Annotated in this window: 19 protein-coding genes; 6 read left to right on the forward strand and 13 right to left on the reverse strand. The window is 69.4% G+C overall.

The window, feature by feature from the left end; translation table 11 throughout:
* Window positions 1-143: 143 nt before the first annotated feature.
* The gene (locus ABDJ40_RS06895) at window positions 144-1115 is read right to left on the reverse strand and encodes an MBL fold metallo-hydrolase (RefSeq protein ID WP_347607973.1); all 972 of its coding nucleotides are present in this window, start codon (window positions 1113-1115) and stop codon (window positions 144-146) included.
* A gap of 175 nt (window positions 1116-1290) precedes the next feature.
* Between ABDJ40_RS06895 and ubiA the strand changes: the two genes are divergently transcribed.
* Entirely contained in the window at window positions 1291-2193 is a 903-nt protein-coding gene (ubiA, locus tag ABDJ40_RS06900) for a 4-hydroxybenzoate octaprenyltransferase (RefSeq protein WP_347607976.1), read from the forward strand.
* A gap of 13 nt (window positions 2194-2206) precedes the next feature.
* On the opposite strand, the gene ABDJ40_RS06905 is transcribed toward ubiA, so the two are convergent.
* Window positions 2207-2659, reverse strand: a complete 453-nt coding sequence (locus ABDJ40_RS06905; protein WP_269630622.1) for an anti-virulence regulator CigR family protein — start codon at window positions 2657-2659, stop codon at window positions 2207-2209.
* A 346-nt stretch (window positions 2660-3005) separates the two neighbouring features.
* Here ABDJ40_RS06905 and ABDJ40_RS06910 point away from each other — a divergent pair, with 346 nt between their 5' ends.
* Window positions 3006-3386 (forward strand): helix-turn-helix domain-containing protein, encoded by a 381-nt coding sequence (locus ABDJ40_RS06910; RefSeq protein ID WP_347607980.1) that lies wholly within the window; start codon window positions 3006-3008, stop codon window positions 3384-3386.
* A 70-nt stretch (window positions 3387-3456) separates the two neighbouring features.
* Here the strand turns inward: ABDJ40_RS06910 and ABDJ40_RS24745 are convergent, their stop codons facing one another.
* From ABDJ40_RS24745 to proC, 4 genes are all read right to left on the reverse strand, one after another.
* Window positions 3457-3786 carry a hypothetical protein gene (locus ABDJ40_RS24745; RefSeq protein ID WP_430765605.1) on the reverse strand — a complete coding sequence of 110 codons (330 nt, stop codon included), beginning with the start codon at window positions 3784-3786 and terminating at the stop codon, window positions 3457-3459.
* An 81-nt stretch (window positions 3787-3867) separates the two neighbouring features.
* Window positions 3868-4410 (reverse strand): chorismate--pyruvate lyase family protein, encoded by a 543-nt coding sequence (locus tag ABDJ40_RS06920; protein ID WP_347607983.1) that lies wholly within the window; start codon window positions 4408-4410, stop codon window positions 3868-3870.
* 109 nt (window positions 4411-4519) lie between these two features.
* Window positions 4520-5329: an alpha/beta hydrolase gene (locus ABDJ40_RS06925; protein WP_347607986.1), complete on the reverse strand. Its 810-nt coding sequence runs from the start codon at window positions 5327-5329 to the stop codon at window positions 4520-4522.
* A 20-nt stretch (window positions 5330-5349) separates the two neighbouring features.
* Window positions 5350-6198: a pyrroline-5-carboxylate reductase gene (proC, locus tag ABDJ40_RS06930; protein WP_347607989.1), complete on the reverse strand. Its 849-nt coding sequence runs from the start codon at window positions 6196-6198 to the stop codon at window positions 5350-5352.
* Between the two features lie 205 nt (window positions 6199-6403).
* Here proC and ABDJ40_RS06935 point away from each other — a divergent pair, with 205 nt between their 5' ends.
* Window positions 6404-7096 carry a nitroreductase family protein gene (locus tag ABDJ40_RS06935; protein WP_347607992.1) on the forward strand — a complete coding sequence of 231 codons (693 nt, stop codon included), beginning with the start codon at window positions 6404-6406 and terminating at the stop codon, window positions 7094-7096.
* 61 nt (window positions 7097-7157) lie between these two features.
* Here ABDJ40_RS06935 and ABDJ40_RS06940 read toward each other — a convergent pair whose 3' ends face one another.
* The gene (locus ABDJ40_RS06940) at window positions 7158-10757 is read right to left on the reverse strand and encodes an L-glutamate gamma-semialdehyde dehydrogenase (protein ID WP_430765606.1); all 3600 of its coding nucleotides are present in this window, start codon (window positions 10755-10757) and stop codon (window positions 7158-7160) included.
* A 106-nt stretch (window positions 10758-10863) separates the two neighbouring features.
* Here ABDJ40_RS06940 and ABDJ40_RS06945 point away from each other — a divergent pair, with 106 nt between their 5' ends.
* Window positions 10864-11337 (forward strand): Lrp/AsnC ligand binding domain-containing protein, encoded by a 474-nt coding sequence (locus ABDJ40_RS06945; protein WP_269630628.1) that lies wholly within the window; start codon window positions 10864-10866, stop codon window positions 11335-11337.
* Window positions 11338-11475: 138 nt separating this feature from the next.
* Window positions 11476-12270, forward strand: coding sequence for a substrate-binding periplasmic protein (locus ABDJ40_RS06950; protein ID WP_347607997.1), 795 nt, complete (start codon window positions 11476-11478; stop codon window positions 12268-12270).
* A gap of 21 nt (window positions 12271-12291) precedes the next feature.
* Here ABDJ40_RS06950 and ABDJ40_RS06955 read toward each other — a convergent pair whose 3' ends face one another.
* Window positions 12292-13770 (reverse strand): hypothetical protein, encoded by a 1479-nt coding sequence (locus ABDJ40_RS06955; protein WP_347607999.1) that lies wholly within the window; start codon window positions 13768-13770, stop codon window positions 12292-12294.
* A gap of 311 nt (window positions 13771-14081) precedes the next feature.
* Here ABDJ40_RS06955 and ABDJ40_RS06960 point away from each other — a divergent pair, with 311 nt between their 5' ends.
* The gene (locus tag ABDJ40_RS06960; protein ID WP_347608003.1) at window positions 14082-14270 is read left to right on the forward strand and encodes a hypothetical protein; all 189 of its coding nucleotides are present in this window, start codon (window positions 14082-14084) and stop codon (window positions 14268-14270) included.
* Between the two features lie 25 nt (window positions 14271-14295).
* Here ABDJ40_RS06960 and ABDJ40_RS06965 read toward each other — a convergent pair whose 3' ends face one another.
* The 5 genes from ABDJ40_RS06965 to ABDJ40_RS06985 form a co-directional block, all read right to left on the reverse strand.
* Window positions 14296-14697, reverse strand: coding sequence for a hypothetical protein (locus tag ABDJ40_RS06965; protein WP_347608006.1), 402 nt, complete (start codon window positions 14695-14697; stop codon window positions 14296-14298).
* Between the two features lie 290 nt (window positions 14698-14987).
* The gene (locus tag ABDJ40_RS06970; RefSeq protein WP_347608009.1) at window positions 14988-15971 is read right to left on the reverse strand and encodes a hypothetical protein; all 984 of its coding nucleotides are present in this window, start codon (window positions 15969-15971) and stop codon (window positions 14988-14990) included.
* Window positions 15972-16257: 286 nt separating this feature from the next.
* Window positions 16258-16923, reverse strand: coding sequence for a hypothetical protein (locus ABDJ40_RS06975; protein ID WP_347608011.1), 666 nt, complete (start codon window positions 16921-16923; stop codon window positions 16258-16260).
* Window positions 16924-17240: 317 nt separating this feature from the next.
* A complete protein-coding gene (locus tag ABDJ40_RS06980; RefSeq protein ID WP_347608014.1) occupies window positions 17241-18251 on the reverse strand; it encodes a hypothetical protein in 1011 nt (336 codons plus the stop codon).
* Between the two features lie 8 nt (window positions 18252-18259).
* Window positions 18260-18928 (reverse strand): hypothetical protein, encoded by a 669-nt coding sequence (locus ABDJ40_RS06985; RefSeq protein WP_347608017.1) that lies wholly within the window; start codon window positions 18926-18928, stop codon window positions 18260-18262.
* Window positions 18929-19164 lie beyond the last annotated feature (236 nt).

A 19164-nucleotide genomic window follows, 5' to 3' on the forward strand; every position in this document is an offset into this window, starting at 1 on the left:
GCCCCATTCTTGATGAGTCGCCCTGCGCAGGCAAGCGCGGGCCGGCCAGGGACCGGCACTTTCCCGGCCCTTCGTGAACACGGCCATGAACACAACCGTTTGCAGGTGCAGCCGGCGCGCAAGCGGCGCGGGGCAGCGCCCGCTCAGAACTTGGTGCTGTAGTTCGCCGGCAGCCAGGTGTAGCCCTTGCCATCGGCGCGCAGCTTGCCGATGCCGGGGAAGCTCACATGGGCCACGGCCACGTAGTAGCCCTTGGCCGCGGCCTCGGCATAGGCCTTCTTGCGCTGGGGCGCCGCGGCCTTGGAGTCGCTGTCGAACTGGATGGTCACGCTGGGGTCGGGGAACTGCACGGCGGCCACGTGCATCAGGTCGCCCCAGAAGGCCATCTGCTGGCCCTTGCTCTCGATCACGTAGATGCTGTGACCCGGCGTATGGCCGGGCGTCGGCACCGCGCGGATGCCAGGCAGCAGTTCCGTCGGGCCGCTGAAGGGCTTGAAGCGGCCGGCGTCCACGTAGGGCTTCAGCGACATCTGCGCCCCCTCGAAGCCGCTCTTGGCCGCGGCCGGGGCCTTGTCCATCGCTTCCTTGCTGAGCCAGTAGTCGGACTCATGCTGGTCCGCGCGCACGACGGCATTGGGGAAGGCCGCCTTGCCGGCCGAGAGCAGGCCGCCCACGTGGTCGCCATGGAAGTGGGTGATGTAGATCTCGTCGATCTCCTCCGGCTGGTAGCCGGCCGCCTTCAGCTGGACCAGCAGGCGGCCCAGGGTGGGGCCGAAGAGGCCGGCCGCGCCGGTGTCGATCAGGACCAGCTTGCTGCCCGTGTTGACCAGGAAGGCATTCACCGAGGTCTCCACCGGCGCCTTCAGGTAGGCGCGGCTGAGGGCCTTCTCGACCTGGCCGGGCTTGGCGCCGGTCAGCAGCTTGTCCATCGGCAGGTCCACGGTGCCGTCGTTGAGCGCGGTGACCTCGAAGTCGCCCAGGGCCAGGCGGTAGAAGCCCGGTGCCTGGTTCTTCTGCTGGGGGGCAGCTGCCAGGGCCGGCAGCGAGATGGCCAGTGCCAGGCCCAGGCCCGTGCAGATGCGGGACAGTTGCGGGATGGTTGCGCGTGCGCTCATGAAGTCCTCCGGTTGGGAATGCGGCTGAGCCTCTCGCCCGTGCGACAGGCCCGCATACAAGGTGCAGGACGCCCGGGAAGCCCGGCAGTCTTGGCGGAAAGGCAGCATAGCGGCGGCGCATTCGGCCCGCCACGCCAGGGACATTGCCGTCGCCAGACCGGGTGACAATGCCTGCATGAGTTCCGCCGTCCCTTCCCGACTGAGCCTCTACCTGAACCTGATCCGCTGGGACCGGCCGGCCGGCTGGCTGCTGCTGCTGTGGCCCACGCTGGCCGCCCTGTGGATGGCGGCGGACGGCTTTCCCGGCTGGCACCTGCTGGCCGTGTTCACCGCCGGCACAGTGCTGATGCGCTCGGCCGGCTGCTGCGTCAACGACGTCGCCGACCGCGACTTCGACAAACACGTCAAGCGTACCGCCCAGCGGCCGGTGACCAGCGGCGCGGTCTCGGTGAAGGAGGCGCTGGCCGTGGGCGCCGTGCTGGCCCTGCTGGCCTTCGGCCTGGTGCTGACGACCAACGCGCCCACCATCCTGCTGTCCTTCGCGGCCCTGGCCGTGACCCTGCTCTACCCCTATGCCAAGCGCGTGGTGAACATGCCCCAGGCCGTGCTGGGCGTGGCCTTCAGCTTCGGCATCCCCATGGCCTTCTCGGCGGCCCTGGGCGGCAGTGAGTGGAGCCTGGCGGCCATCCAGGCGGCCGTGCCGAAGTCGGCCTGGGCCCTGCTGGTGGCCAACCTGTTCTGGGTGCTGGCCTACGACACCGAGTACGCGATGGTCGACCGCGACGACGACCTCAAGATCGGCATCAAGACCAGCGCCATCACCCTGGGCCGCTTCGACGTGGCGGGCGTGATGGCCTTCTACGCCGTCTTCCTGGCGTCCTGGGCCTTCCTGGGCCTGCGCCTGGGCCTGGGCAAGCTCTTCCTGCTGGGGCTGGCCGTGGCGGCGGCCCAGGTGGCCTGGCACTACACGCTGATTCGCGACCGCGGCCGCGAGGGCTGTTTCCGCGCCTTCCGCGCCAACCACTGGGTGGGCTTCGCGATCTTCGCCGGCACTGTGGCCGACCTCAGCCTGCGCTGAGCGGCCCCGGGGCTCAGTCGAAGACCGAGTTCAGCACCGCAGCCACCACCAGGGTGGTCACGGCCACCAGCACCAGGTCCTTGCCGCACACCTGCCACTCGTAGCCGGGGTAATGCGGCAGGCGCTGCTGCAGGGCGGGTGGCGGCAGGCGCTTGGCAATGCCCGGCGGCAGGGGCTTGCCGCGCGCCAGGTTCTTGCGGATGCCCGGCGGCAGGTCGGCATAGCGTTCGCGCACGCCGGCCTCGCGCACCCACAGGCGGGCGTCGCCCACGCTGATGTTGACGCTGACCAGACCGCCGGCGTCGCCACGAACGCTCACGCTCGTGCCGTCGGCGCGCTCATCGCGGTCATTGCGGTCCTCGTGCTTGTTGCGCCCCTTGCCATGACCGCGGCCCTCGGGCGGATTGGCGAGGGCGGGCAGGGCCAGGGGCGTGAGCAGCAGGGGCAGCAGGTGGCGGCGTTGCATGGCGACTTCCTTTCTTGTGAGCCGAGCGCCCCGGGGCCGGGGCACGGCGGATGTGCGCATTGTGGACCGCGGCTGAGTGACGCGCTGCAGCGGCGGTATCTCGTGAACGTGCCGTGAGGGGCGGGGCGTCATCCTTCGGTTCCGTGACTGCAGAGGGTCGGAATGGCCACCGGGCTCCCTCAGTCAGAGGATGCTTTTGCTTCACTTATTGCATTTGAAATGTGGCACGCCGCACAGCAACCCCAGGGAGCAGGACCTGCGAACGCCCGAGATCGGCCAGGAGGCCCCGTCGCCGCCCCTGTCCGCCAAGGACATCGAGATGGCGAGACTCGCCCAGCGCTGCCTCATGGAAGCACTGGACCGATCGCGGGCCGCCGCCATCACCTTGACCACCGACAGCGGCGACCACCCCTCCATCGAGTTGCCGCCAGCCGCCCTGCGGCTGATCGGGCAGCTGCTGGGCGCCATGAGCGAAGGACGACCGGTTTCGCTGGTGCCGGCGCACCGGGAGTTCACGACCGTCGAGGCTGCGAATTTCCTGAATGTGTCCCGTCCTTTCGTGATCAAGGCGATCGAAGCAGGGCATCTGCCGCATCGCAAGGTGGGCACCCATCGCAGGATCGCCGCCGAGGATCTGATGGCCTATGCGCGCCGGATGCGCGCCGGGCAGGAAGCGGCTCTGGAGCCCATGGCCGACAACGCCCGAGAGCTCGGACTGGACTACTGACATGGCAGGGCACGCGCGCTACACCGCGCTGCTCGACGCCTGTGTCCTGTATCCCATCGCCACCGCCGATTCACTGATGAGCCTGGCCACCGCCGGCCTCTTCGCCGCCAAGTGGACCACGCAGATCGAACGCGAGTGGATCGCAGCGCTGGAAGTGAAGCGACCGGCGCTTGCCGGCCGGCTCGAGGTCCGGCGAGACCAGATGCGTGCCGCCGTGCCGGACTGGGAGGTGCCTGAGTCGGCATGGCGGGCCTGGGCTGGCGGGCTCAGCCTCCCGGATCCTGATGACGTCCATGCGCTGTGCGCCGCCCTGGCCGGCCACACCGACTGCATCGTCACCGCCAAGCTGCGGGACTTCCCGCCGGAGGTCGTCGAGCCGCTGGGCCTTGAGATGATCCATCCGGATTCATTCATTGCGGCACTGTGGGACCTCGAGCCCCTGCCCCGCCCACTGGCTGCGGCATCGTGCAGGTCCACCCGCTCAACGCGGCCGCTTCCCCGGCTTGAACCGGGCCACCGCCGGCACGAACAGCTCCATCACCCGCAGCGGCGCCCCGCCCCGGCGGAAGACCGAGTTGCGCGACCACAGCATCTGCGCGGGCGGCAGTTCGCCCGTCGCGGCCAGCCATTGGCGCGCCATCTGGCGGCGGGTGTGGCCGAAGCGGGCGAGGCGGCGGGGCTGGAGCTCGCTGCGCTGGATGCGCGGGTCCTCATAGAGCAGGTGGGCCAGAGGCCGCGAGCCCAGGCCCTTGAGCGCCTTCCAGGGGCCGGCCAGCGAGGACTGGTGCAGGGCCGAACGGGCCCAGACCAGGGGCTGGCCGTCCACGCGCAGCAGCACCTCGCGCACCACCGTGCAGCCGCGCCGCGGCAGGCCCAGGGCCTGGCGCTCGGCCGCGCGCAGCGGCGTCACGCCCTGGCGCAGCACCTGCACTTCGAAGCGCTGGCCCAGGCGGGCCAGACGGCGGCTGAGGCTGCCGGGCGCGCACAGCCAGTCGCGCAGGGAATGGCGGGAAGCAATGCCCATGTCAGACGGCAACAGGGGGCCAGGCGGGATCGTCCGCCAGGCGGGAGAGTTCGGGATTGGCGCTCACGGCGCGTGAGTGTAGGGCCGCAGCGGCGGCCCGCACCCGGTCTCAGCGCGGCCGCGACTCGATGAAGGCCAGCGTCGCGTCCACCATGTCGGCGTCCTGCCCCCAGAAGCCATGCGGTGAGCGCCCCTCGCAGGCGTCGGGGCCGCTGACGGGGCCCTGCCCGCCGCTGATCAGCTGCGTGCGGGCCGAAGCGCCGATGCGCTGCGCCACCCGCTCCTGGCCGCTGGGCGGCGAGCGCGGGCAGCTGTCGTCGACATGCCCCAGCAGCAGGGTGGGCTGCTGGATGCGATCCAGCGGCAGGTCGAAGACATGGTGGCCCGCCCAGGACTTGCGCGCAGAGACGCTGGTGCTCAGCACCGAGCTCAGCACCAGGCCGTCCGGCGCCGCCTCGCCCGAGAGGCGCGCGGCAGCGTTGACGGCCGAGATGCTGCCGCGGCTGGTCCCCAGCAGCCAGACCTCGCGGGCGCCCTGCCCTCGCAGCCAGCGCAGCACGCGGCCGATGTCCTGGGCATGGGCGGGATCGATGCGGAAGCCGGCCAGGCCGTCGTCGCCGCGGTAGTCGGCCGGCGCGTCCAGCGTCACCACCTCGTAGCCCCGCGCCTGGAACAGCGGCCGGGCGCGCAGCAGGGCATTGCCCTTGAGCTGCGTGGGGCAGCCCGCGGCGTCCAGACCCACATGCCCATGGCCGCCGGCCAGCAGGACGAGGCTGATGCCGCGCGCCGGCACGGTGGGCGCACTGACCGCGAATGGCAAGACCTGACCCTCGTGGGCGCTGATCTGCTCCAGGCGGCCACAGTCCGCGGCCGCCAGCAGCGGCCACGCCAGCGCCGCCAGGACCAGCGACGGCTTCATCCGCAGGCCGCCTCCCACGATCAGGCGACGCCCTGGCTTCCAGCTTCGCCGTGCACAGGCGGTGCGAACTCCTCACCCAGCTCGCGGGCCCGCCGCTGGGCGGCCTTCACGGCCTGCACGATGGCCGGGCCGACGCCCGCCGCCTGCATCGCGCTGATGGCCGCATGGGTGGTGCCGCCCTTGGAGGTCACGCGTTCGCGCAGCACGGTCGGCGAATCGCCCGACTGCAGGGCCAGGGCGGCGGCGCCGGCGCAGGTGGCCAGGGCCAGCTCGCGGCCCTGGGCCTCGCTGAGGCCCATCTCCTGCGCGGCCTGCACCAGAGCCTCGACCACATAGAAGAAATACGCCGGGCCGGAGCCGGACAGCGCCGTCACGGCGTCCAGGTCGGACTCCTGCGCCACCCAGACGGTCCGTCCCGTGGGGGCCAGCACGGTCTCGACAAGCTCGCGATCCCCGGCCGTCACCGCCGGCCGGGCGAAGAGTCCGGCGATGCCCTGGCCGATCAGCGCCGGCGTGTTGGGCATGCTGCGGACCACGCGCTCGCTGCCCGTGGCACGGGCGATGTCCTCCGAACGGATGCCCGCCATCACCGAGAGCTGCAGGGCCTGCCCCAGCAGGCCGGCGCAGGGCGCCGCGGCCTCGGCGAACAGCTGCGGCTTGACCGCCCAGACCACCAGGCCTGCCCGGGCCAGCGAGGCGTCCGGGGCCGCCAGGGCCTGGAGCCCCAGCTCCGCCGCCAGCTTCTGGCGCTGCGGCTCGTAGGGCTCGACGACGAGGAGCGAATCCGGCGAGCGTCCGGCACGCAGGAGGCCGCCCAGGATGGCGCTGGCCATGTTGCCGCCGCCGATGAAGGCCAGAGTGTTGTTCATGGAGTCGGTGTCAGGGAGTGGAGGGATGACGGGGCCGGCGCCCGGCGGCGCTGCGCCGGGGCCAGTGTAAGAGGGGCATGGGCTGGTGCAGACGGGCCCACCGCCCGCCGGACAGCCGGGCGGCACCGGTCTTGGGGATAACGTCGACTTGGCAGGGACCGTCCACCTGCTTAAGCTCGCGCCCGGAGTCACGAGAGGAGACCAGATGAAGACCAATCAAGCCCATCCCCTGCCACCCATGGAGTCCCTGGCGCATTACCGCGAGCTGCCTGCCGACGAGATGAAGGCCCGCGCCCTGGCGCACTACGAGCAGCAGAAGCGCCGCCGCACCGTGCGCGATTTCGACAGCCGTCCGGTGCCCCGCGAGGTCATCGAGCATTGCCTGCTGGCCGCCGGCACCGCGCCCTCGGGCGCCAACCAGCAGCCCTGGCATTTCGCCGTGATCGAGGACCCGGCGCTCAAGCGCCAGATCCGCGAGGCGGCCGAGGAGGAAGAGCGAGCCTTCTACAACGGCCGCGCCCCCGAGGAATGGCTGCGCGCCCTGGCCCCGCTGGGCACGGACCCGAACAAGCCGTTTCTGGAGGAGGCCCCGCTGCTGATCGCCATCTTTGCGCAGAAGTACGGCGTCGATGCGCAGGGCGAGCGCTTCAGCCACTACTACGTGCCGGAGTCGGTGGGCATTGCCACCGGCTTCCTGATCAGCGCCCTGCACGACGCCGGCCTGGCCACGCTGACGCACACGCCCAGCCCCATGGGCTTTCTCAACGGCCTGTGCCGGCGCCCGGACAGCGAAAAGCCGGTGATCCTGCTGGTGGTCGGCTACCCGAAGCCGGGCTGCCAGGTGCCGGTGCACGGCGGCCTCAAGAAGCCGCTGGACCAGATCAGCACCTGGCTCTGAGCCGGGCCGTCTTGCCCGGGACGATGTGCCGGGCAAGACCTGACCCCCGCCAGGCCGCGGTTCAGTGCATGCCCGCCAGCAGGGCCGCATTGCCGCCGGCGGCCGCGGTGTTGATGGTGAGCGTCTGCTCGGCCGCGAAGCGGTACTGCTGGCGCGGGTTGGCGGCGTCGGCCGCAGTGACCAGCGGCAGGATGGCGCCCTGGCGCTCGGCCAGGCGGCGCAGCACGGCACGGGCCAGGGCGATGTCGTTCGCGGCCACCACCACGCCGGCCAGCGCGGGTGCGCTCAGCAGGCCATGGGCCAGGTCCACCGGCAGCACGGCCACGGCGGTGCCGGGCACGCCAGCCTGCACCAGGCGCTGGCGCAGGGCCTCGCAGCGACCGTCGCCGACCAGGGCGACAGCATTGCCGGCCACCAGGGCCCCACCCAGGGCGGCGGCGATCTGGGCGTCGTCGGCCCCCTCGCTGAGCACGGCAAAGACACCGCGGCCATGCAGGCGCAGCTCATTGCTCTCGCCCGTGGGGCCGGGCAGGACCTGGTCCTGCAGGCCATGCTCGGCCTGCTGTGCATGGGCACGCAGCACGGCGGCCACGGGACCCTCGGCGCCCTCCGCGGCACGGCGCAGCACGGCCACGCGCTGAGTCAGCTCGACCGAGGCCCAGGTGGCCTGCGCGGCCTGCAGGGCAGCCAGACGACTGCTGAGCTGGCTGGCATCGGCACTGCCGGCGATCAGCCCGCCGCCCACGACCGGCGCCGCGCCGGTCTCGGCGCAGAAGCGATGCAGGTAGTGGCGGCCGCCGGCCTTGGGACCGGTGCCCGACATGCCTTCGCCGCCGAAGGGCTGCACGCCCACCACCGCGCCGATGATGTTGCGGTTGACGTAGATGTTGCCCACACGCGCCTTCTCGGCCAGTCGCAGGGCGCGGCTGTCGATGCGGGTCTGGATGCCCATGGTCAGGCCGTAGCCCAGGGCGTTGATCTGCTCCAGCACGCCGTCGACCTCGCCACTCCAGCGCAGCACGTGCAGCACCGGGCCGAAGATTTCCTGGCCCAGGTCTGAGACCTTGGCGATCTCAAAGGCCACCGGGCGGATGATGCGCGGCAGCTTGTCATGCACCGGCGCCTCGGCGATCAGGCGGGCCTCGCGCTTGAGGCGCTCCACATGGCGGGCGATGTTGTCGAAGGCCTCGTCATCGATCACCGGGCCCACGTCGGTGGCCAGCTCGGCCGGCTGGCCCACCCACAGCTCCTGCACCGCGCCCTTGATCATCTCGATCACGCCGTCGGCAATGCTCTCGTGCACGCACAGCAGGCGCAGGGCCGAGCAGCGCTGGCCGGCGGAGCGGAAAGCGCTCTGCACCACGGCATCCACCACCTGCTCAGGCAGGGCGGTGGAGTCCACCAGCATGGCGTTGAGGCCGCCGGTCTCGGCGATCAGGGGGACGATCTCGCTGCCGTCCTTGGCCGCCAGGGTCTTGTTGATGATCTGGGCCACGACGGTCGAGCCCGTGAAGCACACGCCGGCGGTCAGCGGATGGGCCACCAGGCCCGCGCCCACGGTCTCGCCGGGGCCGTGCAGCAGCGCCAGCGCATCGGCAGGGACGCCAGCCTCGTGCAGCAGCTCGACGGCCTTCAGCGCCACATAGGGCGTCTGCTCGGCCGGCTTGGCGGCGACGGCATTGCCCGTCACCAGGGCCGCGACGACCTGCCCCGCGAAGATGGCCAGCGGGAAGTTCCAGGGCGAGATGCAGACGAAGACGCCACGGCCCTGCATCAGGGGGGCCTGGCTCTCGGCCTCGTCGGCGTAGTAGCGCAGGAAGTCCACCGCCTCGCGGACCTCGGCCACGCAGTCGCCCTGGGTCTTGAAGGCTTCCTTGACCAGCAGGGCGCAGAACTCGGGCAGGCGCGCTTCCATCGCGTCGGCGGCGCGGCGCAGGATGGCGGCACGCTGGGCGACCGGCGTGGCGTTCCAACCCTTGAAGCCTGCCTGAAGACGCTCCATGGCGGCGCCGATCTCCCCCGGCGTGGCCTCGGCCACCGGGCCGACCACGGTCTTCTCCAGCGCAGCCAGCAGGGGCTGGCGCTGGTCCAGGGCGGTCAGGTCCACGCCCTTGGAATTGGCGCGGCCACGGCCGGATTCATCGCGGTAGAGGTCCAGCGGCAAGGGCAGCGCGCCGCGACCCTGCACCTGCGCCAGCGGCGAGCCCAGCAGCTCCTGCACGTTGACGCTCGGGTCGGCCAGCTGGTGGACGAAGGAGCTGTTGGCGCCGTTCTCCAGCAGGCGGCGCACGAGGTAGGCCAGCAGATCGCGGTGCTCGCCCACGGGAGCGTAGACGCGGCAGGGAATGCTGGCGTCCTTCAGCACCTCGCGGTAGATGCCCTCGCCCATGCCGTGCAGGCGCTGCATCTCGAACTTGGCACCGGCCGTGCGGGCCATCTGCACGATGGCGGCGATGGTGCCGGCGTTGTGGCTGGCGAACTGCGGGTAGATCACGTCGGCATGCTGGATCAGCGCCTGCGCGCAGGCCAGGTAGCTGACGTCGGTGTGCTGCTTGTGCGTGAACACCGGGTAGGCGGCCAGGCCGTTCTCCTGGGCGCGCTTGATCTCGCCGTCCCAGTAGGCGCCCTTGACCAGGCGCACCATGAACTTCAGGCCGTGCCTGCGGGCGATGGCGGCCACCTCGTTGACCACGGCCAGGGCGCGGGTCTGGTAGGCCTGCACGGCCAGACCGAAGCCGCGCCACTGCGGGAAGTGCGCGGCGATGCGGGCCGACAGCGCGTCCAGCACGTCCAGGGACAGCTCCAGACGGTCGACCTCCTCGGCGTCGATCGTGAGGTTGATGTTGGCCTGCGCGGCCTTCTCGATCAGCACCCACACGCGCGGCAGCAGCTCGGCGAACACGCGCTCGCGGTGCAGCACTTCGTAGCGCGAGAACAGGGCGCTGAGCTTGATGGAGATGCCGTCCGAGCCCTCGGGCGACTCGGCCTTGCGGCCCGCGGCGATGGCCTCGATGGCGTTCACGTAGGCGGCGTGGTAGCGGCGCGCGTCGGCCTCGGTGCGGGCGCCCTCGCCCAGCATGTCGTAGCTGAAGCGCAGCTGGGACTGCACACGGCGGGCATCGTCCGCCTCCTTCATGGCTTCCTGGATGTTGCGGCCCAGCACGAACTGGCGGCCCAGCAGCTGGATGGCGCGCACGGTGGCGGCGACCACGGTCTGCGCGCCCAGGCGGGTCAGCAGGCCGCCCTGCCCTTCGTTCTCGGGCAGGAACTTCTTGGACAGCGAGATGGCCGTGGCCGAGAGGCTGGCCAGCATCTTGTGCGGGCCCTCGGAGCCGCCGTCGAAGCTGCCGCGGCCCAGCTGGTCGGCCGTCAGGGCGATGGCGGTGGGGGCGTCCGGCACACGCAGCAGGGCCTCGGCCAGTCGCATCAGGGCCAGGCCCTCGCTGCTGGTGATGGGGTACTCGCGCAGCAGGGACTCCATGGCCCAGAAGGGCGCCGGGTTGTTGCGCACCTGGTCCACCCAGGGGGCGGCGGTGGCGATCACCGCGTTCCAGTCCAGGCCCCGGCCCAGGCTGGCCGCCAGGGCTTGCACCACGGGGATTTCCTCGCGGTACGGGTCCGGCAGGCGGGCGTGTTCGGGCAGAAGTGTGAAGGCGGTCATGGAGATCCCCTTTTGAACGCGGTCGAATTAGTGAAAGCCTGAACTTTATGCAGGTTGAAGCTGAATTAAATTCAGAACATCAAGCCACCTGCAGTAGAAAGTTCATATGGCCAGCCCCGACACCGGTCTCGACACCATCGACGCCCGCATTCTGCGCGTGCTGCAGCAGGACGGGCGCATTTCCAACCTGAAGCTGGCCGAGGCGGTGCACCTCTCCCCCACGGCCGTGCTGGAGCGCGTCAAGCGCCTCACCCGCGAGGGCTACATCCTGGGCTACGAGGCCCGGCTGAACCCGGCCAAGCTGGGGGCCTCGATGATGGTCTTCATCGAGATCCTGCTGGACCGCACGGTGCAGGATGTGATGGACAACTTCAAGGCCGCCGTGCAGGCCCGGCCCGAAATCCTGGAATGCCACCTGGTGGCCGGCGGCTTCGACTACCTGCTCAAGACCCGGGTCTCCGACATGGGCGCCTACCGCGAGTTCATCGGCAGCGTGATCTGGACCCTGCCCGGTGTGCGCGAGACCCGCACCTACGCCGTGATGGAGGAGGTGAAGAACAGCACAGCCCTGCCGATCTGAAGGGCGCGCGGGTCCACAAGCACCGCCGCGCTGGCTATATTCAGGGAGCCCCGCCCGCCTGTCGCGGGGGGCAGGAGGCAGCAGAACATGCGTTGGGATCGCGCAGGAAGCACCGGCCGCCGAGGCCGGGCATGGCTCATGGCCGTCGGCCTGCTGGGCGCCCTTGCCCCGGGGGTGGGGCGGGCCCAGGCCCCGGACGCCGGCAACCCGTCGGTGCTGCAGCTGTGTGCCGAGGACGAGAACTCCTACCCCTGGCTGCTGCGCGACCGCAGCGGCCTCAACATGCTGATGGTGCGCCTGCTGGGCCAGCGCCTGGGCCTGCGCTTCGAGGTCACGCTGCTGCCGTGGCGGCGCTGCCTGCTCTCCCTCCAGGAAGGCGGCGTGGACGGCGCCTTCAAGGCCAGCTTCCAGCCCGAGCGGCTGAAGATCGGCCGCTACCCCATGCGGGGCGGGCAGGTGGACGTGGAGCGCGCCATGCTGGAGGAGAGCTACCACCTCTACCGCCTCAAGGGCAGCGCCGTGAGCTGGGACGGGCAGCAGCTCAGCCAGCTGGATGGCGCCGTGGGCGCGCAGGCCGGCTTCTCCATCGTGGCCTGGCTGCGCCAGCAGCAGCTGCCCATCGAAGCCTCGGCCAAGGCGCCCGACGCCATCCTGGCCATGCTGCAGCGCGGTCGAATCGGCGCCGCAGCGCTGCAGACCAGCCAGGGCGACTACACCCTCAGCCGCAACCCGCAGTTCGCCGCGCAGATCGAGCGCCAGGGCCCGCCCCTGGTCAGCAAGCCTTACTACCTGCTGCTCTCGCATGCCTTCGTGAAGCGCCACCCGGCCCTGGCGGAACGCATCTGGGACGGCGTGGCCGCGGTGCGCGAGTCCGCCGAGTACCGCCAGGCCCTGCACCTGGCCCTGGCCGGCGCTGCGGCGGCGTCGCCCTGAGGCCCAGCGCCTCGCGCGGGCTCAGCGCGTCGGGAGGGAAAAGCGGTAGTCCAGGCCCAGGGTCAGGTTGCTGGCGCTGAAATGCCCCCCGGTATCCCCCCGGCCCAGGGTGCGTCCCAGGGAGGCATTCAGGGCCAGGCGCTCGTCCACGATCCAGCGCAGGCCGGCGCTGACCTTGGCCACCTTGCCGTGCACATTCGCGCCGCCCATCAGCTGGCCGAAGAACTGGAAGCGGTCCTCCCGCGCGAGCGCCGTCTGCAGGCCCAGGCCGGCCAGGATCTCGGCATAGCCGGGATAGCCCAGGTAGGCGTTGTAGGCGCCGGAGGCCTGCAGCGGCAGGTACCAGTGCGCGTCAAGGGGCAGGTCCAGCTGCAGGCCCATCATCTGCAGCGACGGGCGTGCCTGCTCCCGGTAGCTCAGGTGGAAGGCGGTGTGCTGGAAGACCGACATCCGCAGGCCCTGGTAGCGCGCCGGCCCCACGGCGTCGCCGGACTGGCCGGACCGCAGGTGCCGGGTCAGCGCCAGGCCGAAGGTCTGGTTGCGCGAGCTGCCGCGGGGGGCCGTCATGTAGCCCAGCGTGAAGGCCAGGCCCAGGTCACGGTCCAGGGCGTACTCCAGGCCCAGCCGGGGATAGACCAGCAGGCCCGAGGCCGTGTCGATCACCTCCGGGGCATACCCTCCCGAACCCAGGCCCAGCTGGCCGTAGAGCGTCAGCGCCGGCGAGAGCCGCCAGCGCTGGCCCGCGCCGCCCAGCAGCTGGTTGTACAGAGGCATGCCCCGGTAGCCCATGCCCAGGGAGGCGAACCAGTAGCTGTCCTGTGCAAAGAAGTGGGCGAACTGCAGCTCGCCCAGCCCCACCGTGCGCTTGTTCGAGCCCTGCGGATCCTGCTGGCGGTAGTTGTCCAGCGAGAGGGTCAGCATGCTCTCGCCCATCTCCTGCGCCGCGCGCCGGTCGTCCCCGGGTGGCAGGGCCTGCCCGTGGCCCGCGTGAGGGCCAGTGAGGTAGCGGAAGGGGAACTCGATGAAGACATTCGCCTGGCTGCCGTCGATCAGCGACTGGCGGAACTTCAGCCGCGACAGGCTGGCCCCCACCGAGAAGTCGCCGAAGTCATAGCCCAGACCCAGGTGCCCCTTGATGAAGCCGCCGGTGCCCGACAGCAGCTTGCTGTGCTCGACGCTGCGCCCGCCCCCGCCCCCGCCCGCGGACAGGCCCGCCGTGACGTACCAGGGCCCGGCCAGCGGATAGCGGGCCAGCACGCCGAGGTCGGCCGCGACAAAACCGCCGTACTCCCCCTTGAACAGCGGCGCATAGAAGCCGGCGCCCAGCTTGATGCCCTCCATCACCTGCTGATGGAAGTGAAAGCCCATCAGGTCCAGGGGGCGGTCGCCGGGCACGCTCACGCGCTGGTACTCCAGTCGCAGGGAGGCCTCGCTGGCTTGCAGGCCGCCGGGCGCAGCCTGCTCCGACCGGGCCTGCGCGCCCAAGCAGGCCAGTGCCATGCCGATGCAGCAAGCCAGCAAACGAGATGACGGTGAGCGAGCCATGCGATCCATCCAGAGTGCAGGACACGCCGGCAGCCTGCCGCCCAGTCAGGGGGCCAGCGGCGCCGGATGCCATGAGTTCGTTGAAATTGGTCGCGATGGTAAGGGCTAGGCGCCTCCCTGCGCAGCCGCCCCCGCCGCGAGCCCCCTGGAAATGGGAGGGGACGCGGCCTCCGTGCCGGCCTCGTTTCACTTGCCGATGCGACGTTGGTTCATAACTTTCATGATGCGCGTCTTGTTCACTCCAGGGGCGCACGGTGCCGGATGCCATGAACGAAGCACCTCCCGGGCCCACGTTGCCCCTGCAGGCGCCCGCCCCGCGGGAGTGCGGCTGGTTCGGGTCCAGCATCGAACTGCGGGAGGGGCTGGAGGTGCAGGACCTGGGCGACCTCGGGACCGCGCTGCCAGCTGCAAGCTGGCCCGACTCCCAGACACCGCCAGGCCGTGAGGCGGCTTGACGCCGCTGCGGCCTTGCAGGCGTGCTCAGGGCCGGGGCCCCTGGATCAGACGGGGCCAGTCCTGGCGCTGCAGGTCCTGCAGCACCTGGCGCGCCGCAGCCTCGGCGCGCTGGCGCTCGGCCTCCGTCAGCAGGTTCGCGCTGTGACAGTGGCCATGGACCGCGCATTGGAGGCGCTCGAACAGCACCGTCTCCTCCGTGTTGCCCAGCACCTCCCGCACTAGCCAGCTGCTGGCATGCCAGGCCTGCCAATCATCCAGGCCATGGCGCCGCTCGAAGACCTCACGCAATCCTGCGTCCGCCCAGATCGTGAACTCGACCGCATGAGCCTTTGAGGCGTTCAGCAGGGCCTCGGCGACGAAAAAGCCGCCTGGCCGGTTCGATTGGCGCGCCCGCACGGCGGCGGCGTAGGCGTCGCGGGCGTGCATCAGGCTCGTCGAGGGCTCGGCGCGCAAGCCGGCAGGGCCTTGTGATGCCTGCAGAGCCATGGGCGGGGCGCTCAGCCAGGGCGTCGGACTCGAGGCTCCGGCACTGGCCGCCGTCGCCGGCTGAGAGACAGCGTCGACAGCGGAGGGGTCCTCGACCGTCCCCGCGGTCTGGCTCTGCCAGACCAGGAGCGCGCCCAACGCGCGGCCAAGGCCACTCAGCCATGGCCAGGCCTAACGCAGCCTGCGACCCGGCATCGTGCTCAAGCCTTTCTTCTGCAGGGGACGCACTGTCATTCCGTTGATGTGCGTTTTTTCCGGATTGCCGCAATCAGCGCCGCATCCATGCTTCTTGCATTGGCCTGATAGCCAGCATCCCGGGGCTCGTCAAAGCCGTTCGGATAAAGAAATGCCCCCTGCGCATCCGTACCGAAACCAGCGGAGTTGACCGACCTCTGTTCAGGGTGGCGCTTGGCCCAGTATTGCTCCAGCACTCTTGCATAGACGGCTTGCGCCTGGGCGACTTCATCCTTGATTTCCGGATTCCTCGCAGCCCTCTGCAGCGCAAACGCGAAGAGCTTTGTCTCCAGAGACTCAAGATCGCCGTCCTTCGCCTGGAGCAGCGCCCAAGACGTCAGTGTGGGCACATCGCCCGCAGCGGCGTCCTCAGCGGCACGCGCCTTCAGCGCTTCGATGGGCAGTTCGGCGAACTGCTGCGGAATATCGAGCAGTTCCATTGCGGCCCCCGGCACATGGGCACTGTATGCACGTCGCAGCAGTCGAGCTCGCAGCTGATGGGCGTCGCCCACAGTGCGGATGTCCGCTGGGAGCGTTTGGCAGTTCCACTCCATCGCCATCAGCGACTCCCGTTCACGCAGCATCCTCTCCTTGTAGGCGCCTGCCTGTTCGCGGGCAATGCGACCTTCAAGCAGCTCGATATCAAGAGGCAGATTGACGCACCGGACGAGCACACGCGCGCTGCTCAATGCAAGTTCGGGCTGCATGGCGTCGACCCCCATGGCCAGGCTGTCACCCAAGGTCAGGGCGACCTTGGGCTTGTCCTGGAGCGGCGCCTGGACGGGGTCGATGCGACGCTGCTGTCCATGCTGAGTGCCATGTTCAGGCATCAGTGGTGCGGCTTGAGCCACCTGTGCTGAAGGCACGGCGCTATCGCGACCAGGCGCCGAAGGACGAACGTATGTCTCCATCAGCACATAGCCACCCAGTACAAGGGCAGCCGCGCCCAACGCAATGGCTAAGGTCTTCGGCTTTCTCATCATTGGTATGGGTTGTTTTGCTTGCAGATCATCTGATTCGCAAGGCCGTCACCCCTGCCTGTCGGCTCCTGGCGTCGAGCGCCTGCCAGGCTTGCCCCTGCTGGCGCCAAAGCCATGAACCCGGCCTGCATCGCGAATCACGGGCTGATCGCCTGCCGCCTGCGCTGCTCCGGCCCGATGCTGCGTGGATACCGAGCACAGCGCGGGGATTCCGAAAACAGTGCTCAGCGGTTTGACGTCACCAGAGGGGACGGCGGCGGTGCCTTCGGGACCATCTCCCACCAGCTCACTGCTCGGCGGGCCGCGTGGCCGCCACCAGCGTGCGTACGATGCGCTGGGCACGCTGCTCGTCCGCCGCAGGGAGTTGCAGATCCGCCAGGTTCACCGCGGGAATCTGCCCTGCCTGCCATAGCGCCCAGCCCTGCGCGCCGTGAACGCCCGCCCGTTCCATGGAGGCCCGCTGCTGAACTGTGAACAACGCGGCTTGGAAACCCTCGTACTCCAGTGCAGGCGTCTGAGCTGCCAGCACCAGTGCACGACACAGGACATCCCAGTCAGAAGGGCTCAGACCGAATGCCGCCGGATTGTGCTCCAGCAGCACGGTGTTGAACGCCAAGGCACTGGTGCCCTCCAGCGCCCATCGGCCAATCTGCGCGGACGCCGTCCCGCTCGGATCCCATTGCTCACGATAGACCCGCACGGTGGCCCTGGGGTCCCCCTGGGCAGCAGCGAGCAGGAACAAGCGGCGCTGTAGGTCTCGTCCCTGAGAACCCAGGGCCTGACACATCGACTCCGTACGTGCTGCTTCGGCCGGATCACTGAGTGCCGAATCCGCAGGCAGCACTTGCGAGCGGCCGAGACGCTCCATCGCTTCACGATTGGCCTTCAGGCTCAGACAGCTGCCGATCTCGTCCGCCAGCGCCAGCGCCTTCCCCGCATCACCGAGTTGCAAGGCGGATTGGGCCGCTGCAAGCAAGCCAACAGGATATTTGGCGCTCAGGGTCCGATGGCTGGGGAGGTCACGAGCGACACGGGAGCGCTCCGACAGTTCTGTGCCCGAGGACAAGACCACGGCGTCCTGCGCCGGCTGGCTGCCCGCCGGCGCAGTAACGGAAGCCTGGGCGCTGGGAAGCCGGGTCGGGCCTTGCGTCGCCCGTTCAGGTGCGGGCGCTAACGCCTCGGGGGCTCGAAGCAGCCCAAGGGCCGCCAGGACAATCCCTCCAGCCACGCCCCATGAGGCTTGAGGGGACACCCGTACAGTGTCACGATTCATGAGCCCTGGGCCGCCAGTCTCTTCTTGAGCGCCGCCACATACACATCGGCCAGGGCACGGACCTGTGGGTCTGACGAAGCTTGGAGCTGAGGGGCTCCCTTGCCGACATAGGCGGCATCAGCAGTTGCAGCCTTGGCAGCATTCCCTGGGTCCGCGCGCCAGTCTTCTACAGCAGCGTGGCGCTCCACAGCAGCAAGATGCTGCTGAATCCGCAGGGAAGCGTCGCTTCGCAACTCTGGATCCCGGGCCCCCCGCACGAGTGCGTCACGGGCTGCCTCCCGCTGAAGACGCGTGGCTTGCGGGACATCGCCGCTCGCCAGCATTCGCAGGGCCATGCCCTCTCCATGTTCCGCTTCTCGCAACACTTGGCTGGCCACCCAGGGCTCGTCGGCGCCACTCAACAGCAACGTAACCCCTGAGCCCTCCACGCCGTCTCGGACGGCCACTTCAAGGAGCTGTCGCCTCAAGCTCTTCTGATCGCCATTCAGCACCTGGCAGTGGGACTGGTCACGCTGCATAGAGGCCAGCAGCGACTCGGCTAAGTGCCTATCACTTGGCTTCAGCACGCCCTGGGTCTGTAGGTCCGCGAGATTCTGACGCGTCCCCTCCAGCCTCGCCGGTAGTCCATCGCAGGCATCCATGATTCGGACAAGTTCGTACGCCCGCTTCCCCTCCTTAAGGCGCAGGGCTTGATCCGCCGCGGCCACCAGGCCACCCGGATAGAGCGTCCAGTTAGCCAAGGTCACCGGAGCATTGGCGGATGCAGCGGCCAAGCTGCCGAGCAACGGTTCCGTCGCCGGTACGGCTGCGTTCATCGAGGGCTCGTGAGCTCTCCTGGCCTCTTCAACCGGCACCACTGCCCCAGCCGCCCAGGGGCTTGCTTCGTCGGCCGTCTGGTCCGAAGAGGCCAGCTGGCCACTGCGCCATACGACCATGAACATCGAAGCTATCACCAGGGCGCAGATCAATGCCCAGACAATTCTTCGTAGAAATGGCGTGGTGTTCATCACTTGCTTCATCCGCCACGACCCGCCTTGGCCCTGCATGCGTCGGCCACGGCCTTGTTGTACCGTGTGGCGGACTGCCATTTGTCTTTGGCGGCTGATTCACATTCAGCCCTCTTCGCAGCGGGATTCCTGATCAGATCCCAGGGAATCGTAACCGTCGCTCCCGACCCTTTGACGGTCACACCAATCCCAATGGACCCAGATGAGTCGGGATTGTCCCGAACGCAACGAGCCATTTCGAAGTCGTAGTCAGCTTTGGATTGCGTTTGAGCGGCGATCTCATCGTCACCGCATTTGATCCATCTTGCGAGTTTGTCATCGCCCGCCGAAGGTGGGAGGATTTTTGGCTGAATCGGCGCCTGATTGCCAAAATTGTCCGCGGGCAGATTCGGAATCACCTCACCTCCCCCATCGCCATCGCTCTTGCCGTCGATCTCCACCTTCTCACAGTGCGGCACACCATCAGACCCATTCGTGCAGACGACGCTGCCCGAGCCGCCGCCATTGATCCGCAACGTCGTCTGCCCGCTGCCCGGCTTCGCAGGCAGTGCCGGCAGCTTGCTGGCAGGAGGCGTGAGGGGTGTGGCCTTGGGGGCCGTCGGGGCGCTGGACTGGCTGTGAGCCGCGCCATGCGCGCACAGGCCAACTGCGCTGAGCAGCGCCAGGATCGTCTTCATCGAGTGTTCTCCCTTTGGAATGGGCCTCGCTTCTTCGAGCGGAGGACCCTTGTGCTCCTTCTGCCATCCCTACCCAGGGACGGCAGCCTCCGGAGCCGTCTTGAAAGCCCGGCACTCTATCGGCCGCGGAGTGGCATGAGCTCTGCAAGTCCTTACAGGTAACGCTCAGACAGGGGGACACGCTTCGCAGGAGGCAAGACCTGGCCCTGTCGGGCGGCAAGACCTGACCCCGCGGC

The organism is Roseateles flavus, assembly GCF_039872765.1.
Taxonomy (GTDB): Bacteria; Pseudomonadota; Gammaproteobacteria; order Burkholderiales; family Burkholderiaceae_C; genus Roseateles_B; species Roseateles_B flavus.